General features: G+C 36.3%; 15 protein-coding genes. 8 read left to right on the top strand and 7 right to left on the bottom strand.

What is annotated here, in order from left to right:
* Positions 1-21: 21 nt before the first annotated feature.
* Together BC008_RS29745 and BC008_RS29750 are read left to right on the top strand one after the other, a co-directional pair.
* The gene (locus BC008_RS29745) at positions 22-663 is read left to right on the top strand and encodes a DUF6434 domain-containing protein (protein ID WP_058184133.1); all 642 of its coding nucleotides are present in this window, start codon (positions 22-24) and stop codon (positions 661-663) included.
* Between the two features lie 192 nt (positions 664-855).
* Positions 856-2,640 (top strand): WD40 repeat domain-containing protein, encoded by a 1,785-nt coding sequence (locus tag BC008_RS29750; protein ID WP_027844023.1) that lies wholly within the window; start codon positions 856-858, stop codon positions 2,638-2,640.
* Between the two features lie 66 nt (positions 2,641-2,706).
* On the opposite strand, the gene BC008_RS29755 is transcribed toward BC008_RS29750, so the two are convergent.
* Entirely contained in the window at positions 2,707-4,047 is a 1,341-nt protein-coding gene (locus tag BC008_RS29755) for an FAD-dependent oxidoreductase (protein ID WP_027845048.1), read from the bottom strand.
* A gap of 597 nt (positions 4,048-4,644) precedes the next feature.
* Between BC008_RS29755 and BC008_RS52220 the strand changes: the two genes are divergently transcribed.
* Positions 4,645-5,307, top strand: coding sequence for a pentapeptide repeat-containing protein (locus BC008_RS52220; RefSeq protein WP_153009687.1), 663 nt, complete (start codon positions 4,645-4,647; stop codon positions 5,305-5,307).
* A gap of 239 nt (positions 5,308-5,546) precedes the next feature.
* On the opposite strand, the gene ftsH is transcribed toward BC008_RS52220, so the two are convergent.
* On the bottom strand, positions 5,547-7,481 hold the full coding sequence (ftsH, locus tag BC008_RS29765; protein ID WP_027845049.1) for an ATP-dependent zinc metalloprotease FtsH: 1,935 nt from the start codon (positions 7,479-7,481) through the stop codon (positions 5,547-5,549).
* Between the two features lie 1,297 nt (positions 7,482-8,778).
* On the opposite strand from ftsH, the gene BC008_RS29770 reads away from it, so the two are divergent.
* Positions 8,779-9,990, top strand: coding sequence for an AI-2E family transporter (locus BC008_RS29770; RefSeq protein ID WP_082650671.1), 1,212 nt, complete (start codon positions 8,779-8,781; stop codon positions 9,988-9,990).
* Between the two features lie 333 nt (positions 9,991-10,323).
* Here the strand turns inward: BC008_RS29770 and BC008_RS29775 are convergent, their stop codons facing one another.
* Complete coding sequence (locus BC008_RS29775) at positions 10,324-10,524, bottom strand: hypothetical protein (RefSeq protein WP_027845050.1); 201 nt, start codon at positions 10,522-10,524, stop codon at positions 10,324-10,326.
* Between the two features lie 389 nt (positions 10,525-10,913).
* A complete protein-coding gene (trpB, locus tag BC008_RS29780; RefSeq protein WP_027845051.1) occupies positions 10,914-12,146 on the bottom strand; it encodes a tryptophan synthase subunit beta in 1,233 nt (410 codons plus the stop codon).
* Positions 12,147-13,070: 924 nt separating this feature from the next.
* Here trpB and BC008_RS29785 point away from each other — a divergent pair.
* Positions 13,071-14,534: a PAS domain-containing sensor histidine kinase gene (locus tag BC008_RS29785; protein ID WP_058184135.1), complete on the top strand. Its 1,464-nt coding sequence runs from the start codon at positions 13,071-13,073 to the stop codon at positions 14,532-14,534.
* Between the two features lie 1,025 nt (positions 14,535-15,559).
* Positions 15,560-16,453 (top strand): ABC transporter ATP-binding protein, encoded by an 894-nt coding sequence (locus tag BC008_RS29790; RefSeq protein WP_027846706.1) that lies wholly within the window; start codon positions 15,560-15,562, stop codon positions 16,451-16,453.
* A gap of 123 nt (positions 16,454-16,576) precedes the next feature.
* Here the strand turns inward: BC008_RS29790 and BC008_RS29795 are convergent, their stop codons facing one another.
* Entirely contained in the window at positions 16,577-17,263 is a 687-nt protein-coding gene (locus BC008_RS29795; RefSeq protein WP_201026192.1) for a tetratricopeptide repeat protein, read from the bottom strand.
* A 380-nt stretch (positions 17,264-17,643) separates the two neighbouring features.
* Here BC008_RS29795 and BC008_RS29800 point away from each other — a divergent pair, with 380 nt between their 5' ends.
* Positions 17,644-17,973 (top strand): YbjQ family protein, encoded by a 330-nt coding sequence (locus BC008_RS29800; protein ID WP_027846708.1) that lies wholly within the window; start codon positions 17,644-17,646, stop codon positions 17,971-17,973.
* A 725-nt stretch (positions 17,974-18,698) separates the two neighbouring features.
* Positions 18,699-18,872: a hypothetical protein gene (locus BC008_RS49800; RefSeq protein WP_161938180.1), complete on the top strand. Its 174-nt coding sequence runs from the start codon at positions 18,699-18,701 to the stop codon at positions 18,870-18,872.
* A gap of 304 nt (positions 18,873-19,176) precedes the next feature.
* On the opposite strand, the gene BC008_RS29805 is transcribed toward BC008_RS49800, so the two are convergent.
* Both BC008_RS29805 and sufR read right to left on the bottom strand, forming a co-directional pair.
* Positions 19,177-19,437 (bottom strand): hypothetical protein, encoded by a 261-nt coding sequence (locus BC008_RS29805; protein ID WP_027843137.1) that lies wholly within the window; start codon positions 19,435-19,437, stop codon positions 19,177-19,179.
* Between the two features lie 244 nt (positions 19,438-19,681).
* Entirely contained in the window at positions 19,682-20,491 is an 810-nt protein-coding gene (gene sufR / locus BC008_RS51675; protein WP_027843138.1) for an iron-sulfur cluster biosynthesis transcriptional regulator SufR, read from the bottom strand.
* Positions 20,492-20,621 lie beyond the last annotated feature (130 nt).

The raw sequence follows: 20,621 nt of genomic DNA on the forward strand, positions 1-20,621 counted from the left end.
CAAAGAGTAAAAAGTTTAGAGATGTCCGCGAAAGAAACACGCCCTAACCTCGGCGACATAATTTCAGCAAAAGAGTTTCGTCGCTGGTATTGGCTTAAAGAAGAACTAGTGAACTACTGCAAAAGTAAAAGTATCAGTTCAAGGGGTAATAAGTTTGAGGTCGCAGACCGGATTGCTGAGTACTTAGAAACGGGTCAAGTTATTAAATCCAAATCAAAATCAAAATCAAAATCAAAATCCAAATCTACCCCTGGTAAAACTAAAGCCTCACAATTTAATTGGGCGAAAGCTCCACTCACTCTAGAAACTGTAATTACCGATAATTTAACTTTTGGAAAGAACTTTCGTGGCTTCATGACCGAACAAATTGGCAGCAAATTTGTTTGTCACAGTGATTTTATGGATTGGGTTAAAGCTAACGTTGGTAAAACCCTCGCTGATGCAGTAGAAGCCTGGTGGGAACTTGAAGCTCGTAAGAAAGATCCTAACTTCAAACGGAAAATTGCCCCGCAAAACATGCTTGCACAGTATACGCGGAATTTCTTTGCTGACAATCCCGATAAAACCCACGCCGATATGATGCGTTGTTGGAAACTCAAAAAAGCTTTACCAAATCAGGGTAAGGTGGTTTATGAAACCTCCGATCTCTTGCTCGAAGAATAAGTTAGTTCCTGCTCCCAAACCTTTTAATAGTTCCAAAGCTTTTAATACTCCAAAGCTTTTAATAAATTATGATTCCTGATGAAAATGGTGATTTATTAGCTGTTGTGAGCGATGAGATATTCAATTAAGACTTGAGAAAACTTATAGGTATATCTTAACCTAGGTATACAACTGTGCCATTACTGAACGCACATGGATTGGATTAGTTTACTCAAAGCGCAACAAGTTGATTTTCTTCGACGGATTAAAAAACCCAAAATTAATAATCTTTATTTGCTGGACTCCCAAGTAAAAGGTTGTCATGCTGAAGTAATGGAGTTAGGAAGCGAATCTCTAGCAGAATTGTGTGAGGTTGCTCGCCAACAAGCAGAAATTATTGCCAGAAATCCACCACCCATACCGCCCGATTATCCAGAGTCTCCAGATTGGGCGATACCTTTTGAAGAATATTTCCAGCAACAAGCCCAAGATTATCTTGTGCGAGAACAAATTGTTGAGCAAGTGATAAGCCAACGCCTAGGAAAATTAATTAAAAAGGTGTCCCAAGATACTTTAAAAAATATGGTGTTGGACGATGAAGGTAACTTGCTAACAGAAAGTAAATTTCCTTACTTTTTAAATGGAAATTCTTCTTATGGTGTTCAAGTTTACGTTACAGATGGAACTAGTTTTAATGGCATCAAAAAAGACAAAATTCGTTGGTCTGTTACTCAAGAAGATGTCAAAAATAGTCAGTTACTGATTTTCCTCTGTCTATTTAATCCCTTAGTAAGTAAAGTTTCCTACAACAAAAAAGTTGTAATCGCCGGATTTTTACCGACAAATCTCATTGAATTAGGGGATCCCAAGCTTTTAATAGCTCCAAGTAATTTACTATATGTTGGTGGTTTACACTGGTATTTAGAATCGCTCAAAAAACCAAAAGATATACCACCAGCACAAACGAATGATGTGGTAACTCTAGAAAATATTCAAGCTTTACCGTCAGGTCATGATTGCAAAAATATTATTGGCGATTGGGAGTGCTGGCAAACTTTAAGAGGTCATACCAGAGGGATTAATTGTTTAGTTTATATTCCACAACGTAAAAATAATGGAAATTTACCCATTTTGGCTAGTGGAAGTCGCGGAGAAGTAAAATTATGGGATTTTACTAAGGGAGAATTAATCTCCACATTATCTGAATATCCTTGGACTGTTTCTGGATTAGTTGATGAAGTTAAAACCCTTGCTTTTAATCACGACGGACAACTGTTGGTGAGTGGGGGTGCAGACTCAACCATTAAAATTTGGCATGTGGGTGCACGGGATCTCATCGATATTTTACATAAACATAATGGAATAGTACGTTGTGTAGCTTTTACCCCGGATACAAAAATGTTAGTTACCGGTGGTGACGATCGAAAAATCTTATTTTGGGATTTGGTAGATAGATTAGTTGTTGCGACTCTTTCTTTAGATGATAATGCTGCACACGCTTTAGCTATAAGTCCTGCTAGTACAATATCTCCTGAAGGAAATGGAAAAGTTTTAGTAACTGGTAGCTACCGTAAAATTAAAGTTTGGCGGATCAATTGTGAGGGGAAAGAAAATTTAGATATCCCACTTTTATATTCTTTTACTGCTCATTCTCATATTGTTACTTCCCTCACCATAAGTGCTGATGGTAAATATCTCATTAGTGGTAGTCGGGATCGAACAATTAAAATTTGGAATTTAGAAACTGCGGAATTATTACATACTCTTAAAGGACATCAAGATGGGGTGGACGCTATTGCTTTAAGTGCAGATGGAAAAATAATTGCTAGTGGAAGCGCAGATAACACTATTAAAATTTGGCATTTAGAAACCGGTCAATTATTAGCAACTTTTAGCGGTCATAGTAGCGCTGTGTCAGCATTATTGTTTACTCCTTCTGGTGACAAATTAATTAGTGGAAGTTTGGATCAGACGATTAAAATTTGGCAACGGAATTGAGGGGGATTGGTAATTGGTAATGGGTAATGGGTAATGTGCTTATGGGAATTTAATTTGCGATCTATTTTATTTAACTTTAGTCATGACCCTGTCATTAGACCATTTAATTAGACGCATCCAGAAATTAAATCGCTGGGCAACTTCTGAATAAGGTACGGTGGTTTGTGACAGTAAAAAAAACAATGGTGGACTGAATAGCTTTGGAAATCGCTTATTCATTTTGCTTGTGATTCCCATAGCAGTGTTAAATAAAAATATGAGCCATTTCGCTTTAGGTAAAAGTTGGGTATTTAAGTCAGTAATCGCGTGTCCTTCTTTTACTTGCTGTTGTGAATATTTTGGTAGTACGACATTTAAATTATCAGCTTCTTCTTGTAAGAGTTTATCTAATGCAATAACATCATTGAAAGCAGCTTGACATCCTTGACCGAGGTAAGATGACATTCCATGAGCAGCATCACCAATTAAAACTGCTTGTCCAGGAAGGTCATGATAACGATTACATTTAGTTTCAACTACAGTAGAAGGACGTTGGTTACAAAATTCCTGTGCTTGTTCGTCGCTAATTTCGATTCCTGGTAGCCATTCTTCATTAATCATCTTTTGAAGATCGCTGTATGTTTGAACTTTTGGTGGATTCCCTATTAATTGTGTTGGTTCTTGAGTCCAAAACATTAAAACGCACAAGCGATCATTAATCTCTGGAATAGCAGCACCGGAAAGACTATATTGTTTAAATCTTGATCGATCCTCACGATATATTTTTCTAAAAAGGTAACTGGTATCTACCGCTATATTTTTTGGTCTGGGAATATGAATTGTTTTCCATGCAGTATCAAAATACTTTTGCTGGAAATCAAACCCAGGTCTCTTCATAAATGCTTCTCTAACAACAGAATTTACTCCGTCACTTCCAACTAGAAGGTCGTAGGATTGAGTAATTAGACTATTGTCGTTAACTCGTAAATTAACTGTATGCTCCTTTAAATTTATATCAATGCAAGGACTATCAAAGATAATTTTTATTTGATTATTATTTCGTTTTTCTAATTCATTGAGTAGAGCAATACAAAGGTCATTACGATTGATGAGAAGACTAAAATTATCCGGTTCTTTATTTCGTAAAAAAGATTGCCATCCTTGCTTTTTTTGAGAATAAATTGCTGATTTGCGTATCTGTATTCCTTGTTGTTTAACACTTGACCATAATCCATCAATTGCTTTTAAAGCTTGTTGACCCCGTCGAGTTAAACCAACAACAAAGGCTCTTTTAGAATAATTATTTGCTCTAGAATCGCTTCTTTTTTCATAAATATAAATTTGATAATTATTTGAGCGATTCGATAGATAGTGAGCTAGTAAAAGTCCTGCTGGTCCTGCACCAATGATGACAATATTCTTAACCATTTTTACTTCAGTCAAATACTACTTAAAATACATCTGTCATTCCATGAAAAGTATTAAAAATTAAGATATTTTTAGAATCTAGTTACTTGTATTAAAAAATACGACTAATTGGGTGCTTGCTGCTAGATGCACAATTATTTCGGGACAGTTCATAGCTTAAATGGATGTTAAGCAATAATTTTAAGGGAAACATAAAAATACATTAGAATTAAAACTCACAATCTACTACTTACTTGCTTGTGTATAAAAAAGCTAGTAATCTGTCTAGGATAATTATTTGAAACGAAATAATTGTGACACTAATACAACTGTCTACTAGATAATGAAAATGCTTATAAAAAATATTCTAATTTCGTTCTGTAAGATAATTAAGTGAACTAGAGTTATCTATCTGCGGGAATGAGTTCAAAACCCGAATTTATATAGCTTACGTAATATCCACTACTTTCCTAATCTTTACGTTTCATAATGTGCGAACAGTTGAAAGTTGGAAATTATTTCCTGGACAATCAAAATAAGTGTCCATATGTATTTCAGATCGAAATTATTAGTAGCTAAACTTGCTTATAAGTGAGTTTAGCAAAAAGTATTTTACCAATGAATTCAGTGGATAGTAACGAAAAACTACCTACTGTATTGAAGACGTCTAGTAGTGACGAACTTTTACAGCGTTATGCAGTAGGAGATAGAGATTTTCCTGGAAGTAAGTTAAGTGGAGCGGATCTTAATAGTAATAATTTAAGTCGTACTGATTTAAGTAGAGCTAATTTGAAGGGTGCTCATCTCAGCCATGCTAATTTAAGTAATGCTAATTTAAGTGATGCTAATTTGATTAATGCCGAGTTGCTGGGTGTGAATCTAAATCGTGCTAACCTGAATAGCACAAAGTTGAGTGGCGCAGATTTAAGTGGTGCAGATTTGCGAGATACAATCCTGAGTGGTGCGGATCTGCGTGGCGCGAACCTCAGTTATGCAGATTTGAGTGGTGCAAGCCTTCGTCTCACAGACTTGCGTGGTGCTAATCTCTGCGGTACTAATTTAAGAAATACTAATCTTAATGATGCTTTTCTGAATTATACAAATCTTGAAAATACTTGTTTACTTGGTGCAAAGCTAAAAAGAACTGATTTTAAAGATGCAAATATCAAAAATGCAATTTTTGGTCACAATAAAGAGTTATCCGAGGATACTCAATTGCAATTGGAAATGCAGGGTATTGTCTTTGAAGATTCTGAACAGAAGATTCGACAAATCAGTTAGTATAAATAGAACAACAAGAATCCAAGATTCGAGTAAGAGTTGAGAAAGCAGAATTCAAAAAAATCATTCAAAAATAATCTATTTTGATTTACCGTTTGTACATTAAGGGTTTTGTGTTTCTGAACCACATATTTACCAACCAAATATTTACCAACCAAAATTTTAGAGACGTAGCAGTGCTACGTCTCTACATTATTGTTCTATAAGTCTTTAATGATTCAGCAATAATTCAGCGAGATTTAAACTAAAACACCTGGTAGTCGGGAGATCTCATCAGATAAATGACCACTCGCTAACCACTCTTCTAATTCATTTGGTGATTGAACTCGTTCGAGTTTTTCCCGTAGGTAAGAACCTTCAAGTATTTCTTTTTCAAGTAATTCTTGAGCAGTTTCTTCTAATAAGTCGCGGTTAATTTGCAAAATACTCAAAGCAATGTGATGAGCATTATCTACTATTTGCTTCACCTCGCGATCAATTTCTTCTGCAACTTTGGGGCTAATAGAACGCCGGGGATTACCATAACCTTCAATAAATTGCTGTTGAAGTTTTTCAAAAGCTATGGGACCGAGGTGATTACTCATTCCATACAGAGTAACGTAACGTTCTGCTAACTCAGTTACTTTTTGGATATCGTCAGAAGCACCAGTAGAAACTTTACCAAATACAATTTCTTCAGCCGAACGTCCACCTAATAATGTTGCAATCCGACCGCGAATTTCGTCTTCCAACATCAAGAAGCGATCTTCTTCTGGCATTTGAATGGTATAACCCAATGCTCCAACACCGCGGGGAACCACAGATATTTTCTCAACTCTTCCTGCTCCGGGCATTAAAGCACCGATAATAGCATGACCTACTTCGTGATAAGCTACAGTCTTCTTCTCAGTTTCATTAAGTACTCGTGATCGCTTTTCTAAACCGGCTACAACCCGTTCGATCGCTTCATTGAAATCTGCTGTGATTACAGCATCTCGATTTTGACGGGCTGCAAGTAATGCGGCTTCATTCACTAAGTTGGCTAAATCTGCACCTGCAAAACCAGGGGTACGCACAGCAACGGTAGCCAAATCCACATCATCAGCTAGTTTTACTTCCCGAGCATGAACCTTCAAAATTGCTTCGCGACCGGATTTATCGGGACGGTCCACAACTATTTGGCGGTCAAAACGACCGGGACGGCGTAATGCTTGATCTAATACTTCCGGACGGTTGGTAGCAGCGATGATAATTACACCGGTGTTAGCATCGAAACCATCCATTTCTGTCAATAACTGGTTTAAGGTTTGTTCCCGTTCGTCATTACCACCAGCAAAACCTCCGGGACCACCACGAGATTTACCAAGAGCGTCTAATTCATCAATAAAAACAATACAGGGAGATTGCTGTTTAGCTTGTTCAAACAGGTCGCGTACCCGCGCAGCACCTACACCTACAAAGAGTTCGATAAATTCAGAACCAGAAATACTGAAGAAAGGAACAGCAGCTTCACCCGCGATCGCTTTTGCTAAAAGTGTTTTACCAGTTCCCGGAGGTCCAACCAATAAGACACCTTTGGGAATTTTTGCTCCTAGACGAGTATACTTCTGAGCATTTTTGAGGAAATCAACAATCTCTTCCAGTTCGGCTTTTGCTTCATCAACTCCAGCTACATCAGGAAATTTAACGCCGGTACTACCTTCAGAATAAATCCGGGCTTTGCTTTTTCCAACAGTTAATGCAGCAGGACCACCACCTTGACGGTTGAACAAAAATGCCCAAATTCCGAAGAAAATTAATGGTGGTACAACCCAACTCAATAAAGTACCAATCCAACCATTTTGACTTGGTGGTGGTGCAGCGAATTCAACGTTACCTTCCCGGAGGATTTTGGGTAAGTCTAAATCTATTGCAACGGGAGTAGTTACAAATACTTGTTGGGTTTCGTCACTTTCGGGAATATCTGACTTGAGAGAATATTCGATTCTTTCATTTCCGACAACTGCTTTAGCAACTTCCCCCTCTTGTACTTGAGATATAAAGTCACTGTAGGGAACTTGGGGAATTCTTTGAGCGAAGAAACTGGGAACAATAAAGTTCAGCAGTAACAAGATGGTCAAAAGAATCAAAAAACTACCGCCAAACTGACGCATTTTCGGCGGTTTCATTTGTTTTTTGTTTTTATCAACAGGCATTTTCTATAGACTCTCCCGGTTAAATGAAGTCAAAAATCAAAAGTCATTGGCGCATTTGTTCCGTAGGTAGCGGCTCCATAGGTAGCGCAGCTAGAGGCTCGGCTCTAGCTATAGGTAGCGCAGCTATAAGCCTTCTCGGGTATAGTTAGTCAAAAGTGTTTAACTGCAATTAACCTCAAAATTTTTTCACTAATAAATTAGTAAAGTTAGCTACTATAGCAATTGAAAACTTGAACTTATAAAGAGGAATATAGATCGTGTTACCGAAAACTATCAGTAAAAGTAAAATTAATGCTACTGCAAGAAGAAAATACTAGCTTGTTAACAATAGTTTCCATCATTCCACCTTCTGTTTTAAAAGCGATCAAGTTTAGGATCGAGAATAATCCCAGGAATATTAGGGTAGAAATTTGTAAGTAAATCATGGTGGTGTGGGAACAGTTAGGTTGTTATTTAATCCTTTCGCCTGAGAATATTGTAGAAATTTAATGCGACTAACAACAGTAGTATCTACCACACCCTAATTAGGAAAATTGCCGTACTTTCAATCAAGAATAAGATGAAATTGATTATAAAAGTTTTTTTGCTATCGCTAGTTATTTCGCTGTTGATTAAAGATATCTTGCCGAATTTCTCCATTCCAGCAACAACAACTACAGTCTTAATTATTGTTTTATTACCCACAATAGTATTAGCGTTTACCTTGCTCTGGCGAATGCAGTTACATGAAAAAATTACTAATAACTAGTACTACATAAACCAAACTTATATGTTATGTACATTCTCTGGAATATGTTTAATTACCATTGAATATAGAGTAAAACAGTATTGTTTGTGAGTAATAAATCATACTTTGAAATATATTCTTTTTCGATCTATGCTCAAATTGCTGAGTTTAAATTGCTGAAATTAGCTAAACTCGCTCGAATATCTATCTTACTCCCAAGGAAAAATTAGAAACCGCTTTTCCAGTAAGCATTTTAGCTTAGTGAGTAAAATATTCTGATTTCATCTACTGCGAGGAGTTTAATACTTTTGCTGTGCTTAGACCCACAGTATCTAGAGTACGCTATGACTACGCTAATTGCTAGGCGTTAACACTGTACAGGCGTGATCTATTTTGTTCGCAAAGCGTGTCCGTAGGACATATGCATGACTTATGTCCTACGGACACGCCAGAGCCTGCGGCGACGGCGGAGCCTCTAGCTGCGCTACCTGCGGATCAGCTAATGACTTTTGACTTTTGACTTTTGAATTCCCCCTGTGGGACGCTCACATCAAAACCTGGGAGACTGGCGTGAATTTAGGTCAATGGATTGGCTTAATTGCCATACTTTTATCTTTATATATATTGTGGCAAATTCGAGAAGTACTTTTGCTAATGTTTGCTGCAGTTGTAATAGCTACGACTTTAAATCGACTGGCAAAATATTTGCAAAGTTTGGGACTCAAACGGGGATTCTCTGTATTTTTATCAGTAATTATCTTTTTTGCTACTATTGTTGGTTTTTTCTGGCTGATCGTACCGCCATTTGCAGATCAATTCCAAGAGTTGACTAGTAAGGTTCCCCAAGGTATTGCACGTTTTAATGCTTGGTTGGATGAGCTAGAAACTCAAATTCCCCGCCAATACAGCGATTACATACCCGATATCAATCGATTACTAGAACAAGCACAACCTTTTATCGAACGTGTTTTAGGAAGTTCTTTCGCTTTTGTTTCCGGTTCTTTGGAAGCTTTGCTTAAAGTTCTTTTAGTATTAGTGCTAACGGGGATGTTATTAGCTAGTCCCTTATCTTACCGTAAAGCCTTTATTCGTTTGTTTCCTTCCTTTTATCGCCGCAAAGTCGATGCGATTTTGAATGAATGTGAGGATTCTTTACAGGGGTGGGTATCCGGCGCATTTATTGCTATGTGTGTAGTCGGATTGATGAGCGTCATTGGTTTGTGGGCTTTGCAAGTTCCTGCAGCTTTGGCTTTGGGGATTTTAGCGGGATTTTTAAATTTAATTCCCAACTTGGGTCCGACTATGAGCGTTATTCCAGCGATGGCGATCGCATTATTAGATGCACCCTGGAAATCATTTGCTGTTTTAATTTTATATTTTGTGATTCAGCAGGTTGAAAGTAATTTTTTGACGCCAGTGGTAATGGCGCATCAGGTTTCTTTATTACCAGCGATTACTTTAATTTCTCAATTGTTTTTTGCATACTTTTTTGGTTTTTTAGGTTTATTATTAGCACTTCCCTTAACAGTTGTTGCCAAAATTTGGATGACACAGGTTTTGGTTGTAGATGTTTTGGATAAGTGGGCACATAAATCACATCCAGAAACCGAGATTGTTATAGTCGCGGATAAATCCCAGGTGGATGAGATTATTGAAAAGGCTCATGAAAAAACCCATGAAAAAACTCATGAAAAAAATAATATGTCTTCAGATAAAGATGTAAGAAATAATGATTTTCCAGAAGGAGATGATTCAGAATCGAGTAAAGAACATAAATCTTAGTACCGCTACGCGGAATTCAAAAGTCATTAGCATAGCGTGTCCGCAGGACATAATTCAAAAGCTATTTAAATACGAACAAAGTTTGGTGACCCTAACAGCAAATTCAAATGTTCTGTCAGAAATTGGTGTGTGACTACTCATGCTAAATACTGAAATTAGCGGAATCATCCTAACGTAGCAGTTCTTTAACCCCACTTTTGACTTTTGACTTATCTCCTACGGAAACATGCTTAGCCTGCGGCGTCAGCGTTAGCCTCTAGCTACGATATCGGCATTGCTGCGCTAACGGCGCAAGCTGCGTGCAATCCGCTAATGACTTTTGACTTTTAAATACTACACCTGTTGTAAATCTATCTCTTCAATTATTTCCAAAGCATAAAAAAGCGCAGCATCCGCATCGGTAAGCGTGGTACTGCCATTCTCAAGTAGACGCTTATTAACAACTTTCCAGGCATTTGGATGACTTTCCCTGAACTTTGTTAACTGATCGAAAACTGAGCGTAAGTCGGTATGCAGATCTTGTTTATTTTCCATCTCTCACCCTCCGTTGTTAGCGCGATGTGACCTTTAGCGCATCAAAGTACTGCGACAACAGGTTATTAGCTTGTGGTCGTAGAGTTCCAAGATGTTATTTTAGGGTAAACATTTTATCCTTCATCTTTATTAAAGGGTATTTTAATGCTTATCCTCAGCTTTTAATAGCGATAGTTGCATTTTTGTTTCCAAAAGTGCAAATGAATTCTAAAGTAGGGCGTGTTACGGCAAAATAAGGATTTAATGGTTGGAATAATTCAGAATTTACCGTAACGCACCATGTTAAGTTGGCGCGTTAGACCTGTTAAATTTATTATTAAAAGTCAGGTATAGTAATGGGTCTAACACACCCTACAACAATTTTTTTATTTATAAACACTTTCTCAGACTTAAATCTTTAGAACCTTAGCCACAGTTTGCACATCTTTGTCACCCCTACCAGAACAATTGATCACAATACGGGGACTACCTTCTAACTGAGGACAAAGTTTTTCTAAATAAGCAAAAGCATGAGCGGTTTCCAATGCAGGAATAATTCCTTCTAATTCGGATACCATTTGAAATGCAGCTAATGCTTCCTTATCAGTAACGCTATAGTACTCAGCACGACCAATATCTTTTAAGTAACTGTGTTCTGGTCCCACACCAGGGTAATCCAAACCTGCACTAATGGAATGGGCTTCTAATACTTGTCCATCATCATCTTGGAGCATGTAACTCATTGCTCCTTGGAATACACCAATCCGTCCTTGAGTTAGAGTTGCTGCATGTTTAGATGTTGCTACACCTTCACCTGCTGCTTCTACACCAATTAACCGCACCGATGGTTCATCAATAAACTCATGAAATAAGCCGATCGCATTAGAACCGCCACCCACACAAGCAATTAAAATATCAGGTAAACCATTCCATTTTTCAGCAGCTTGGACGCGAGTTTCTTGACCGATAATTGCATGGAAATCCCTCACCATCATGGGATAGGGATGAGCACCCGCGACAGAACCAAGAATGTAATGGGTAGTTTCTACATTAGTTACCCAGTCCCTTAGCGCTTCAGAACATGCATCTTTCAAGGTTCCACTTCCTGCTGATACCGGATTAACTTTAGCTCCCATTAAACGCATGCGAAATACATTTAGGGCTTGACGTTCCATGTCATTAATACCCATATGAATTACGCATTCCAAACCAAAACGAGCGCAAACCGTAGCGGTAGCTACTCCATGTTGACCGGCTCCGGTTTCAGCAATAATCCGTTTTTTCCCAATGCGTTTTGCTAATAGCACCTGCGCCAAAGCGTTATTAATTTTATGAGCACCAGTATGATTTAAATCTTCACGCTTTAAGTATATTTGTGCACCTGTACCATCAGATTTAGCATAATGTTGGGTCAAGCGTTCGGCAAAATATAAAGGACTGGGTCTTCCGACATAATCCCGCAATAAATCTTGTAGTTCTGCTTGAAAACTTGGATCTTGGCGATATTTTTGATAGGCTGCCTCTAGCTCGCTGAGTGCAGGCATCAAAGTTTCAGGAACGTACTTACCACCAAATTTTCCAAATCTTCCGTCGTGTTCGGGAAGTTGTTGCGTAGAGGTATTAATATCCGGAGTACTGACCACTAGTTTTATATCCTTTAGTTAATTGTTTATTGTTGAGACAGCGCGGTCTTGGGAGTTCCCCCCATGAGTGACTGCAAACCCTAAGGCTAATTGGTAATATTTGACTGTTATAGCAATCTTAAATCATTTATTTTCAGTAATATTTGAGTATTATTATTTTTAAGTTATTTATTTTGTTTTGTGTTTTGCGTTTTCCACCATTTTGCATTTTAAAATCAATTAAAATATAAATAAAATTAACTTACTTCTCAGTAAAATTACTGTTTAGCGATCATCAGTGAGATATGTGACTCTATTTAGACACATCTGTTGGCTGCAAAACGAGTGAAAGTATAAATACAGAGAAGTATCCGGACAGTAGTAGTAATAAAAGAGAATAAAATTATAGTTGTATTCACTTAAGTTGTTGGACTTATAAAAGGAGTATTCAGTTAATTTATGCCTTATCCAATTTGGTAATAACTTAATTGTCAAGACTGTTGTCAATATTCTTTTAACTTTATTTCGTACGTGTATAAATTATATATTGGAGGATTGCAGTCTCAGAAACAAAAGGAAACTATTTTATTTTCTGGGGTCTGGGAAAAACTAGCCTAAGAAAATGTAGCAAAACTAAAGACAGCCAGTTAGTTATGACTCAAGCTTGTAGCGTATCCTGTTTCTAATAAAATGGTTGGCGATCGCCAAAATTTCTGTAGATGCAATTGCGATAAGTGGGGGTAGAGAATAGATAGCAGTTACTATTGAATCCAAGATATTATTCAATCAAGGGAAGTTGATGTATAAAATTTTATGATTTTGTAAAAAGACATAAATTTACTAACCGGGTTTTACTCAAATACTTTACACAAAATTATTTGCACCGAATAACACTAAATTCACAATACTAAATTAAAAAGTAAAAACTAAAACAAATAATAATATATGAATCTCCATGATTCCCAAGAAGATGAATTAAGGCTAATAAAATTAAACCATCGACTACAAAAAGAGATTGAAACTCGTAAGTTGCTGGAACAAAAGTTGCGCACTTCGGAAGCTCAAATGCGTGCCATATTTGAGGCGATGAGTGATATTGTACTTGTGATTAGTATTGACGATGAGCTACTACGAAATGTCGAAATAATACCAACTAATAATCTTTGTTTGCATGAATATCAAACAGAATTAGTCACTCAAACAGTAGAGCAATTTTTTCAAGGAGAAAATACTAGAATATGGTTAGAAAAGGTTGTACAGTCGCTCAACACACAACAAATCGTTAACTTTGATTACAGCTTGTCTTGGGATAATGAGGAATATTGGTTTGCAGCTAGCATTTCCCCAATTTCCGATTGTCAAGTATTGTGGGTAGCAAGAGATATTAGTGAAAGACAAGCTGCACTAAGGGAACGCAAACGAGTAGAAGAAGCTTTAAAAAAATCGGAAGCACAGGAAAGACAAAAAGCGCGGGAATTAGAAAAAACTCTTTCTGAATTAAAAATCGCCCAAGCACAACTTTTACTTTCTGAAAAAATGGCTTCTCTGGGGAGTTTAGTTGCAGGTATAGCTCACGAAATCAACAATCCTACCAATTTTATCTACGGTAATATTGAACCAGCAAAAAATTATGCTGAAGATTTGCTACAGCTGATTTCCCTTTACCAGCAGCATTACCCCCAAGCGAATGGAGAAATTAGTAAAAAAATTGAAGAAATCGATTTAGATTTTATTGCTGAAGATTTCTTTGAATTGGTCAATTCAATGAATACAGGTGCAATCCGAATTCGTAGAATTGTTGAGTCGTTACGAAAATTTTCCCATTTAGATGAGGCTAACAGACAACTAGTAGATATTCATACAGAAATTGATAACACTTTATATTTATTGCAGCATCGGTTACAGCAAACATCCAGTAGTTTTCAAGTTCGTATTCTGAAGAAATATACCGAACTCCCAAAAATCGAGTGTTATCCTTCCCAACTGAATCAAGTATTTATGAATGTACTAGTTAATGCGATTGATGCATTAGAAGAAAAAAATCATAAAAAAGGAAAGTTTGCTCCAAAATTGCTTTTAAGCTCAAATATAGACGATACAGATGTGTCAGTGCAAACAAGTGTAGAAATATCCTCAATTCCTACAATTGTTATTTGCACAGAAATTATTAACTCAGCAAAAGTATGTATCCGTATAATTGATAACGGAATTGGAATGACAGAAGAGGTCAAAAAGTGTATATTCGACCCTTTCTTCAGTACAAAATTAGTTGGGAAGGGTACTGGTATGGGTTTATCGGTTAGCTATCAAATTGTTGTAGAAAATCATCACGGACAATTGCAGTGTGTATCCACTCGGGGAGAAGGTACTGAGTTTATTATCACTATTCCGATTGGACAACAACTATAAGTCAGTAAGTACAGTAATTATTTTATTTATCTATTTATTTACTAATAAGGAAAAATAGGGCATTTAAAACCCTTAATCACTGACGGTATTTACCCTTAATCACCAAAACCCAGTCACAATTGCAACTGGGCTTAAGGCGGAGATAAAAAGGAAGTGGGATAGTCCCCATCTGTTACATATAGAACTTCAATATAGAAGGCTAGGAGTTAATTGGATATTTATTACTACTGCCAAAACTAAGTAGATTCCGGAATATTTGATATTTTTTTTGCATTGTATATTTTGTGTAGTTATATAGCTGAAATTCAAACATAAACGCATATTTAGCCTTATTAATTTACTTCTTGACTAGTTTATGGTGATTGAGCACTGCATTACTCCAATCCACTCCCAATATTTCAAGATTACATTTAAGTCAGCTGTCAGTGGTGTAATACTAAGTCTGGGTTAATTACCTCTTTTTAGAATGAGAGAGGGAAGTGTGGGAGGTGTGGGAAGTGTGGGGGGAAATCCCAAAAAATATAAAGGGGGTTTTAAAAATCGGATTTGGTGTAAGTACTATATAAATTTTGTGTAAGTCTTATTTTTTGCAATTTTACGATTTTTTGGTCCGTGCCCTTGATGTTATAACATGTCGGCTCTGCGCTATATTAAATATAGTAAAAATAATTTATTAATCATGTAGTAATGTGATAATGCTTTCAAAACTAATCATGAAAAGGCAATGATGCTTTTATAAACTTGGGAGTAGTTCGAATTGATGGCAAATTTCTATTAATCAAAGTGCCGATCATCAAATCATCTATTAATTAAGTCACTGATGATAAGCAATACAGTTCTTGGCTCCCATAGTTCCGCTCAATTTCCATTATTCGGAAGTATGAGAACTTGGTGATGTTTGGAAGCATGAGAACTTGGCGAATTTGAAACTCAAACTTATATGAAAAAATAACAGTAATTATTTCGTAAGAAAAAATATTTTACAAAAAAATCTCAAAGAAATATACATATCAAGAAACTATCTAATGAATGCTGCGATAAGTCTAGAAAACGTCTATAAAACTTACAATAATCGCTCTGTAGTTAAAGATTTATCATTTACTATCGAAAAAGGAGAAATTTTTGGATTACTTGGTCCCAATGGTGCGGGAAAATCTACTACCATTAGGATGCTCACCACACTTACAAAACCATCCCAAGGACAAATTGAAATTTCTGGTTATGATGTGTTGCGTGACTCGATGTTAGTCAAGCAGAGTATTGGAGTTGTATTACAATCCCTTAGCGTCGATGGAGATTTAAGCGTATGGGAAAATATGGAATTTCAAGGACGTTTGCATCATATTCCCAACCCAAAACGACAACGCTTAATTAATCAATGGTTAGAATATGTAGAACTTGGAAGTAGAAGAAATGATTTGGTTAAAACTCTTTCTGGTGGAATGAAGCGACGTTTACAAATTGCGAGAGCTTTATTACATCAACCACAAATATTATTTTTGGATGAACCTACTGTAGGTTTAGACCCTCAAACTAGACGGCGTTTATGGGAAATCATTCAAGGTCTGAATCAACAAGGAATGACAATACTACTGACTACTCATTATATGGATGAAGTAGAATATTTATGTGGAGCCTTTGGCGTCCGCACAGCCGGGGACAATCGGAAACCTGGGCGAATAGGAATAATGGACAGTGGTAAGTTGATTACTTTGGGGACTTTGCAAGAATTGCGTTCTGAAAGTGGTGAGGGTCTACTGGTGAAGCAAGTTGGGGAGCATTGGGAATATTTATTTTTCCCCACCTTGCGAGAAGCGAGTAACTATTTGAACCAACAAGAAGATAAGACTGGAATGATGGTACGTCCTTCAAATTTAGAAGATATTTTCGTCGAATTAACCGGACGCCAATTAGATTAATGTTATTTAGATTAATGTCACTGGGATTAATATCATCAAGATTAATGTTACTTAAAACAATGTAATTTAGATCGATATCATTTGAATTAATGTCACTTGGACCGTTATCTGCTAGATAGATTTTTATGCTCCACCTAGTTCTCTGAGCATAGAATCTACTCGACTGACACCCTCCCATTTTTTCTGGGTTTCGTAAAGACTGAGAGATTTTTTTAATTCCATTATTGCCTCTCTAGAACGACCTTGTTTCATTAACATCGCTCCTTTTAATTCATGAGCTTTAGCATTTCTGGGGTCAATTTTCATTGCTTGCTCGAAAGCCCACCTAGCATTTTTAAACTCTCTGAGGTTCAATAGAACCGCAGCTAACCCCAGGTAAGCATTAACATTATTGCGGTTTAATTGGATTGCCTTACGGTAGGCTGTTTTAGCTTTATTGTTATCACCCATATTACCGCTGACATAAGCCAGGGCATAATGATAATCGCTATTATTGGGACTAAGAGCAACAGCACGACGATACGCTGCTAAAGCTGCAGAAAAATTCCCTTGTTGTGCATATAAGTAGCCTATACCAGAGAAGATACTACCGTTCTTCGGTTCTAATGTTGCAGCTTGTTGATAAACAGATATTGCACCATTGTAATCACGCGCATTTACCAAACGACGTCCTTCATTAAGTAATTGTCTAACTTGGGAAGTACTCCGTGCTTGAGCCACTAAGACTTCTGCGCGAGCAACTGAGGGAATTGTTATCCCAATACTTCCTATAACGAGAATACTTAGCCAAAATGATTTTCGATTATACACAGTAATTTACCTGATTCTTATTGCAACTTTTTTCACGAATTCCGTAGTGGCATGTACATTAAAACAAAATTATTCGTTTTTGAAAACTCTATGCGATTACTTTTACAAAAGATTTATGAAGCATCAATATCCTCACTGATACTCACTTGGTAAATAAAAAAGACTTCCAAGTAAAAAAATTAATTCTCAGAATTCAAATAACCTAAATGCTAACGCTCCTCAGACTACATTTATAGCATATCTAAGATCTAAACCTAAAAAGATAAAATACTATACGATTTAACTGGGAAAACTTTTTATTTTTCAAAGAAGTAAATAGCCAAATAATTTCTAAATGCAAATCCATAAATTAGTCTCTTATTTACTTAGAAGGTAAACCAATGATTTTAAGTACAACTGATGTCATTCAAGGAAAAATTGTCCAGTCATATTTAGGAATAGTAACAGCAGAAGTCGTCTATGGAAGTAATTTTCTTCGTGATTTCTTCGCAGGTATTCGCGATGTTATTGGGGGACGTACAGGTAGTTATGAAAAGCTATTTCAAGAAGGTCAACAAAAAGCATTAGACGAATTAAAAGAAAGGGGAAGACGTTTAGGAGCAGATGCAGTTATAGGTATTGAAATAGATACGGGAACCATAAATGTAGATCAGTCGGGGGTTTTGATGTTAATTACTGCCACAGGAACTGCAGTGAAAATTTCTCAATAAACAGTTAACAATTGTTTCTGGATAAATTTATAAACGGGGGTATCTCACTTTCTTATGGTTGTGGACATCATAAAAATATGTCCACAATACACACCTCAAATTTGATTCATCAGAGATAATAGATATTATCATAATCAAAGGCTTTTGTATCTAATATATTCCTATATTAAAAAACTTCAATCTGTACTCTAACTCGACCGGATTATTTTTTTATTTAATTGCTATATATTCATATTTATCTTTCCTGAGGCAATAAATAAACAAATATCAACTTAATTGGTTATTATTTAATCGCTTAAATTTATTAGCCATTATATTTAAAGTGAATATTCTTATTTTGATATCAATAATCTTTGAAGTCGACTCTATTTAATCATTTATCTCTATAGCAATATTATGAATCCTTCAGTTGTGATGCTATAAAAATATAGGTAGCAATAAATACCTGATTTTGTTTGAGCAGTATTTTATTTAATTAAAGTTACCCATAAAAAACTTGGGATTTATTGGAATTTAATGTTCTAAATGTAAAAGTTTAAAGTTAAGAACGGCTAAATATCATCATCCAATGCAGATTATCTCTCTATATTTGTCGTTTTGAGCAATGGTACATGCACTGCGGGAGGAGTGTTACTTGAAACTGATTAGATCATTAATAGATGACGTTTGCGATCGCATGAAGGTTCCACGAAGAAAAATTAAAGAGTAATTGCTATTTTGATGAAGTGAAAGTAAAGGGTCGGAAATCAGGAGTCAGGAGTCAGGAGTCAGAAGTCAGGAGTCAGGAGTCAGGAATTAGGAGTCAGGAGTCAGAAGTCAGGAGTCAGGAGCCAAGAATGAGGAATTATCTGCTTATTCCTAGATTATGTTTCCTTATTATCTGTTATGGCACTAGATAATAAGGTTAGGATGTTGGCGAATGCTGAAAGCTATGACCAAATCATTACTATTAGAGTATTTTTTTGATGCGTGTAACAAAAATACTGATCCGGAGTTATTGCTTGAAAAGAATGTCCGGATAAGTAAAATATATTGTTAAAGTGCAGATAGACTTATATCTATAGATAAAAATTATGGTTTAAATAGTATTTTGTAATTGTTGATGTACTATTTTTTCATGAGCAATCAAACCCCCCCGATCGCCCAATCAAAATAATCAAATAATATATTGTCAAACCTGTGAATAGTTAGAACTAGAAGTAGTTACCACTTCAAATAAGCAGCTTCACTTCCTTGTTCTTGACGAATTTTGCTATCTTTCTCGAACCAAGCAATTATCTGTGGTGTGGTTAAATCTTTGATTTCTACACCGTATTCTTCTGCGATATGAGTTAAGACTTTCAAAGATGATATTGTCAGTCGAGTTAAAAATTTTTCTGGTGAAGTAAGCAAAGCTGCGTCAACTTTAGCTGACTCTTCCAAACTTAAAAACTGCGTTGATGGTTGTTGCGGTGGTACATTCATAAATTTCCTTGCAAACTCATTCCTGGGAGGCTTAACAATATGGTAAATAACAGTATTTCTTAGATTGGCAAAACAGTCAAACTAAGTACGGATGGATAACTATGGATATTTTTGAAGTTTTTGAAGTTTTAAAGCTTTGGGAGTTTTTAAGGCTTTTGGAATTAATGTAAAAAACTTAATTTGAAAAAGTAAATCTTTAAATCGTTAATTCTTATCTTTTGTTAGCCCTTGTCTTTTTACAAGATTATTTTTGTTTTGCTTGTACTAAATAACCACAACGATGCTCGCCACCGTTTATCATCCAATGGGTTCTTTCTACCGTACAATCTGGTAAAGCTGCAGCAAACATTTCTAATTCATGTCCGCAGACGCTGGGGAAAGACTCCGCTACATTGGAAATAGCACAATTGTGTTCGACGATCATAAAGCGATCGCTTAATTTAGTTTGAGATTTTTTCTTTCCAGGTTTTGTACTTTCAGGTTTGGTACTTTCGGATTTTTTACTGTCAGACTTTATATTCCCAGAATTATTATTTTTCCCATTGTCACCTAATGTTACACCGTTTGTTTCAATCGGATGATATTCTGCCATGTAACCTTCGGCTTTTCTCAACTCTACTAAGGTTGCTACCCGCTTAGAAAGGGGAGCATTCCCTAAAGATTTGCGATATTCTTCAGCTTTACGTTCCCATTGCTTTTTTAAAATTGTGCTGACTTGGTCCTTCCCCACTGTTTGAGCAATTGTGTCAAGCAAAGAAACAGCAAATTGGCCATAGCCATCACCAGAATTCTGGGGACTTGCGACCCAATTTAAGTAATTCTTACCCTCAGAGCTAAGTTGATAAACATGCTGTGGACGTCCCATCCCTGCTTGGACGGACGATGAATACAAGATCAGTTTTTCTGCGTCCAAATCTTTCAAGTGACGACGAACCGCTTGGGGACTAATTTTCAAAGCGGTAGCTAACTCTAAAGCTGTCGCTTGGACGTGCTTTAAGAGATACTCTAAAATTTCTTGTTTGGTTGAGGACTGTTGGTGTTGGGTGCTCGCCATCTTCGTCCTAGAGAATCAAAAAAAAGACTATTTGAAAAAAAAATGACTTAAACAACAACTTTGTTGTTAATCTATCTTAGAATGAAGATACCTTAAACAACAAACTTGTTGTTTTAATATCTATGATTAT

The sequence above is a fragment of the Mastigocoleus testarum BC008 genome (assembly GCF_001456025.1).
GTDB classification, from domain to species: domain Bacteria; phylum Cyanobacteriota; class Cyanobacteriia; order Cyanobacteriales; family Nostocaceae; genus Mastigocoleus; species Mastigocoleus testarum.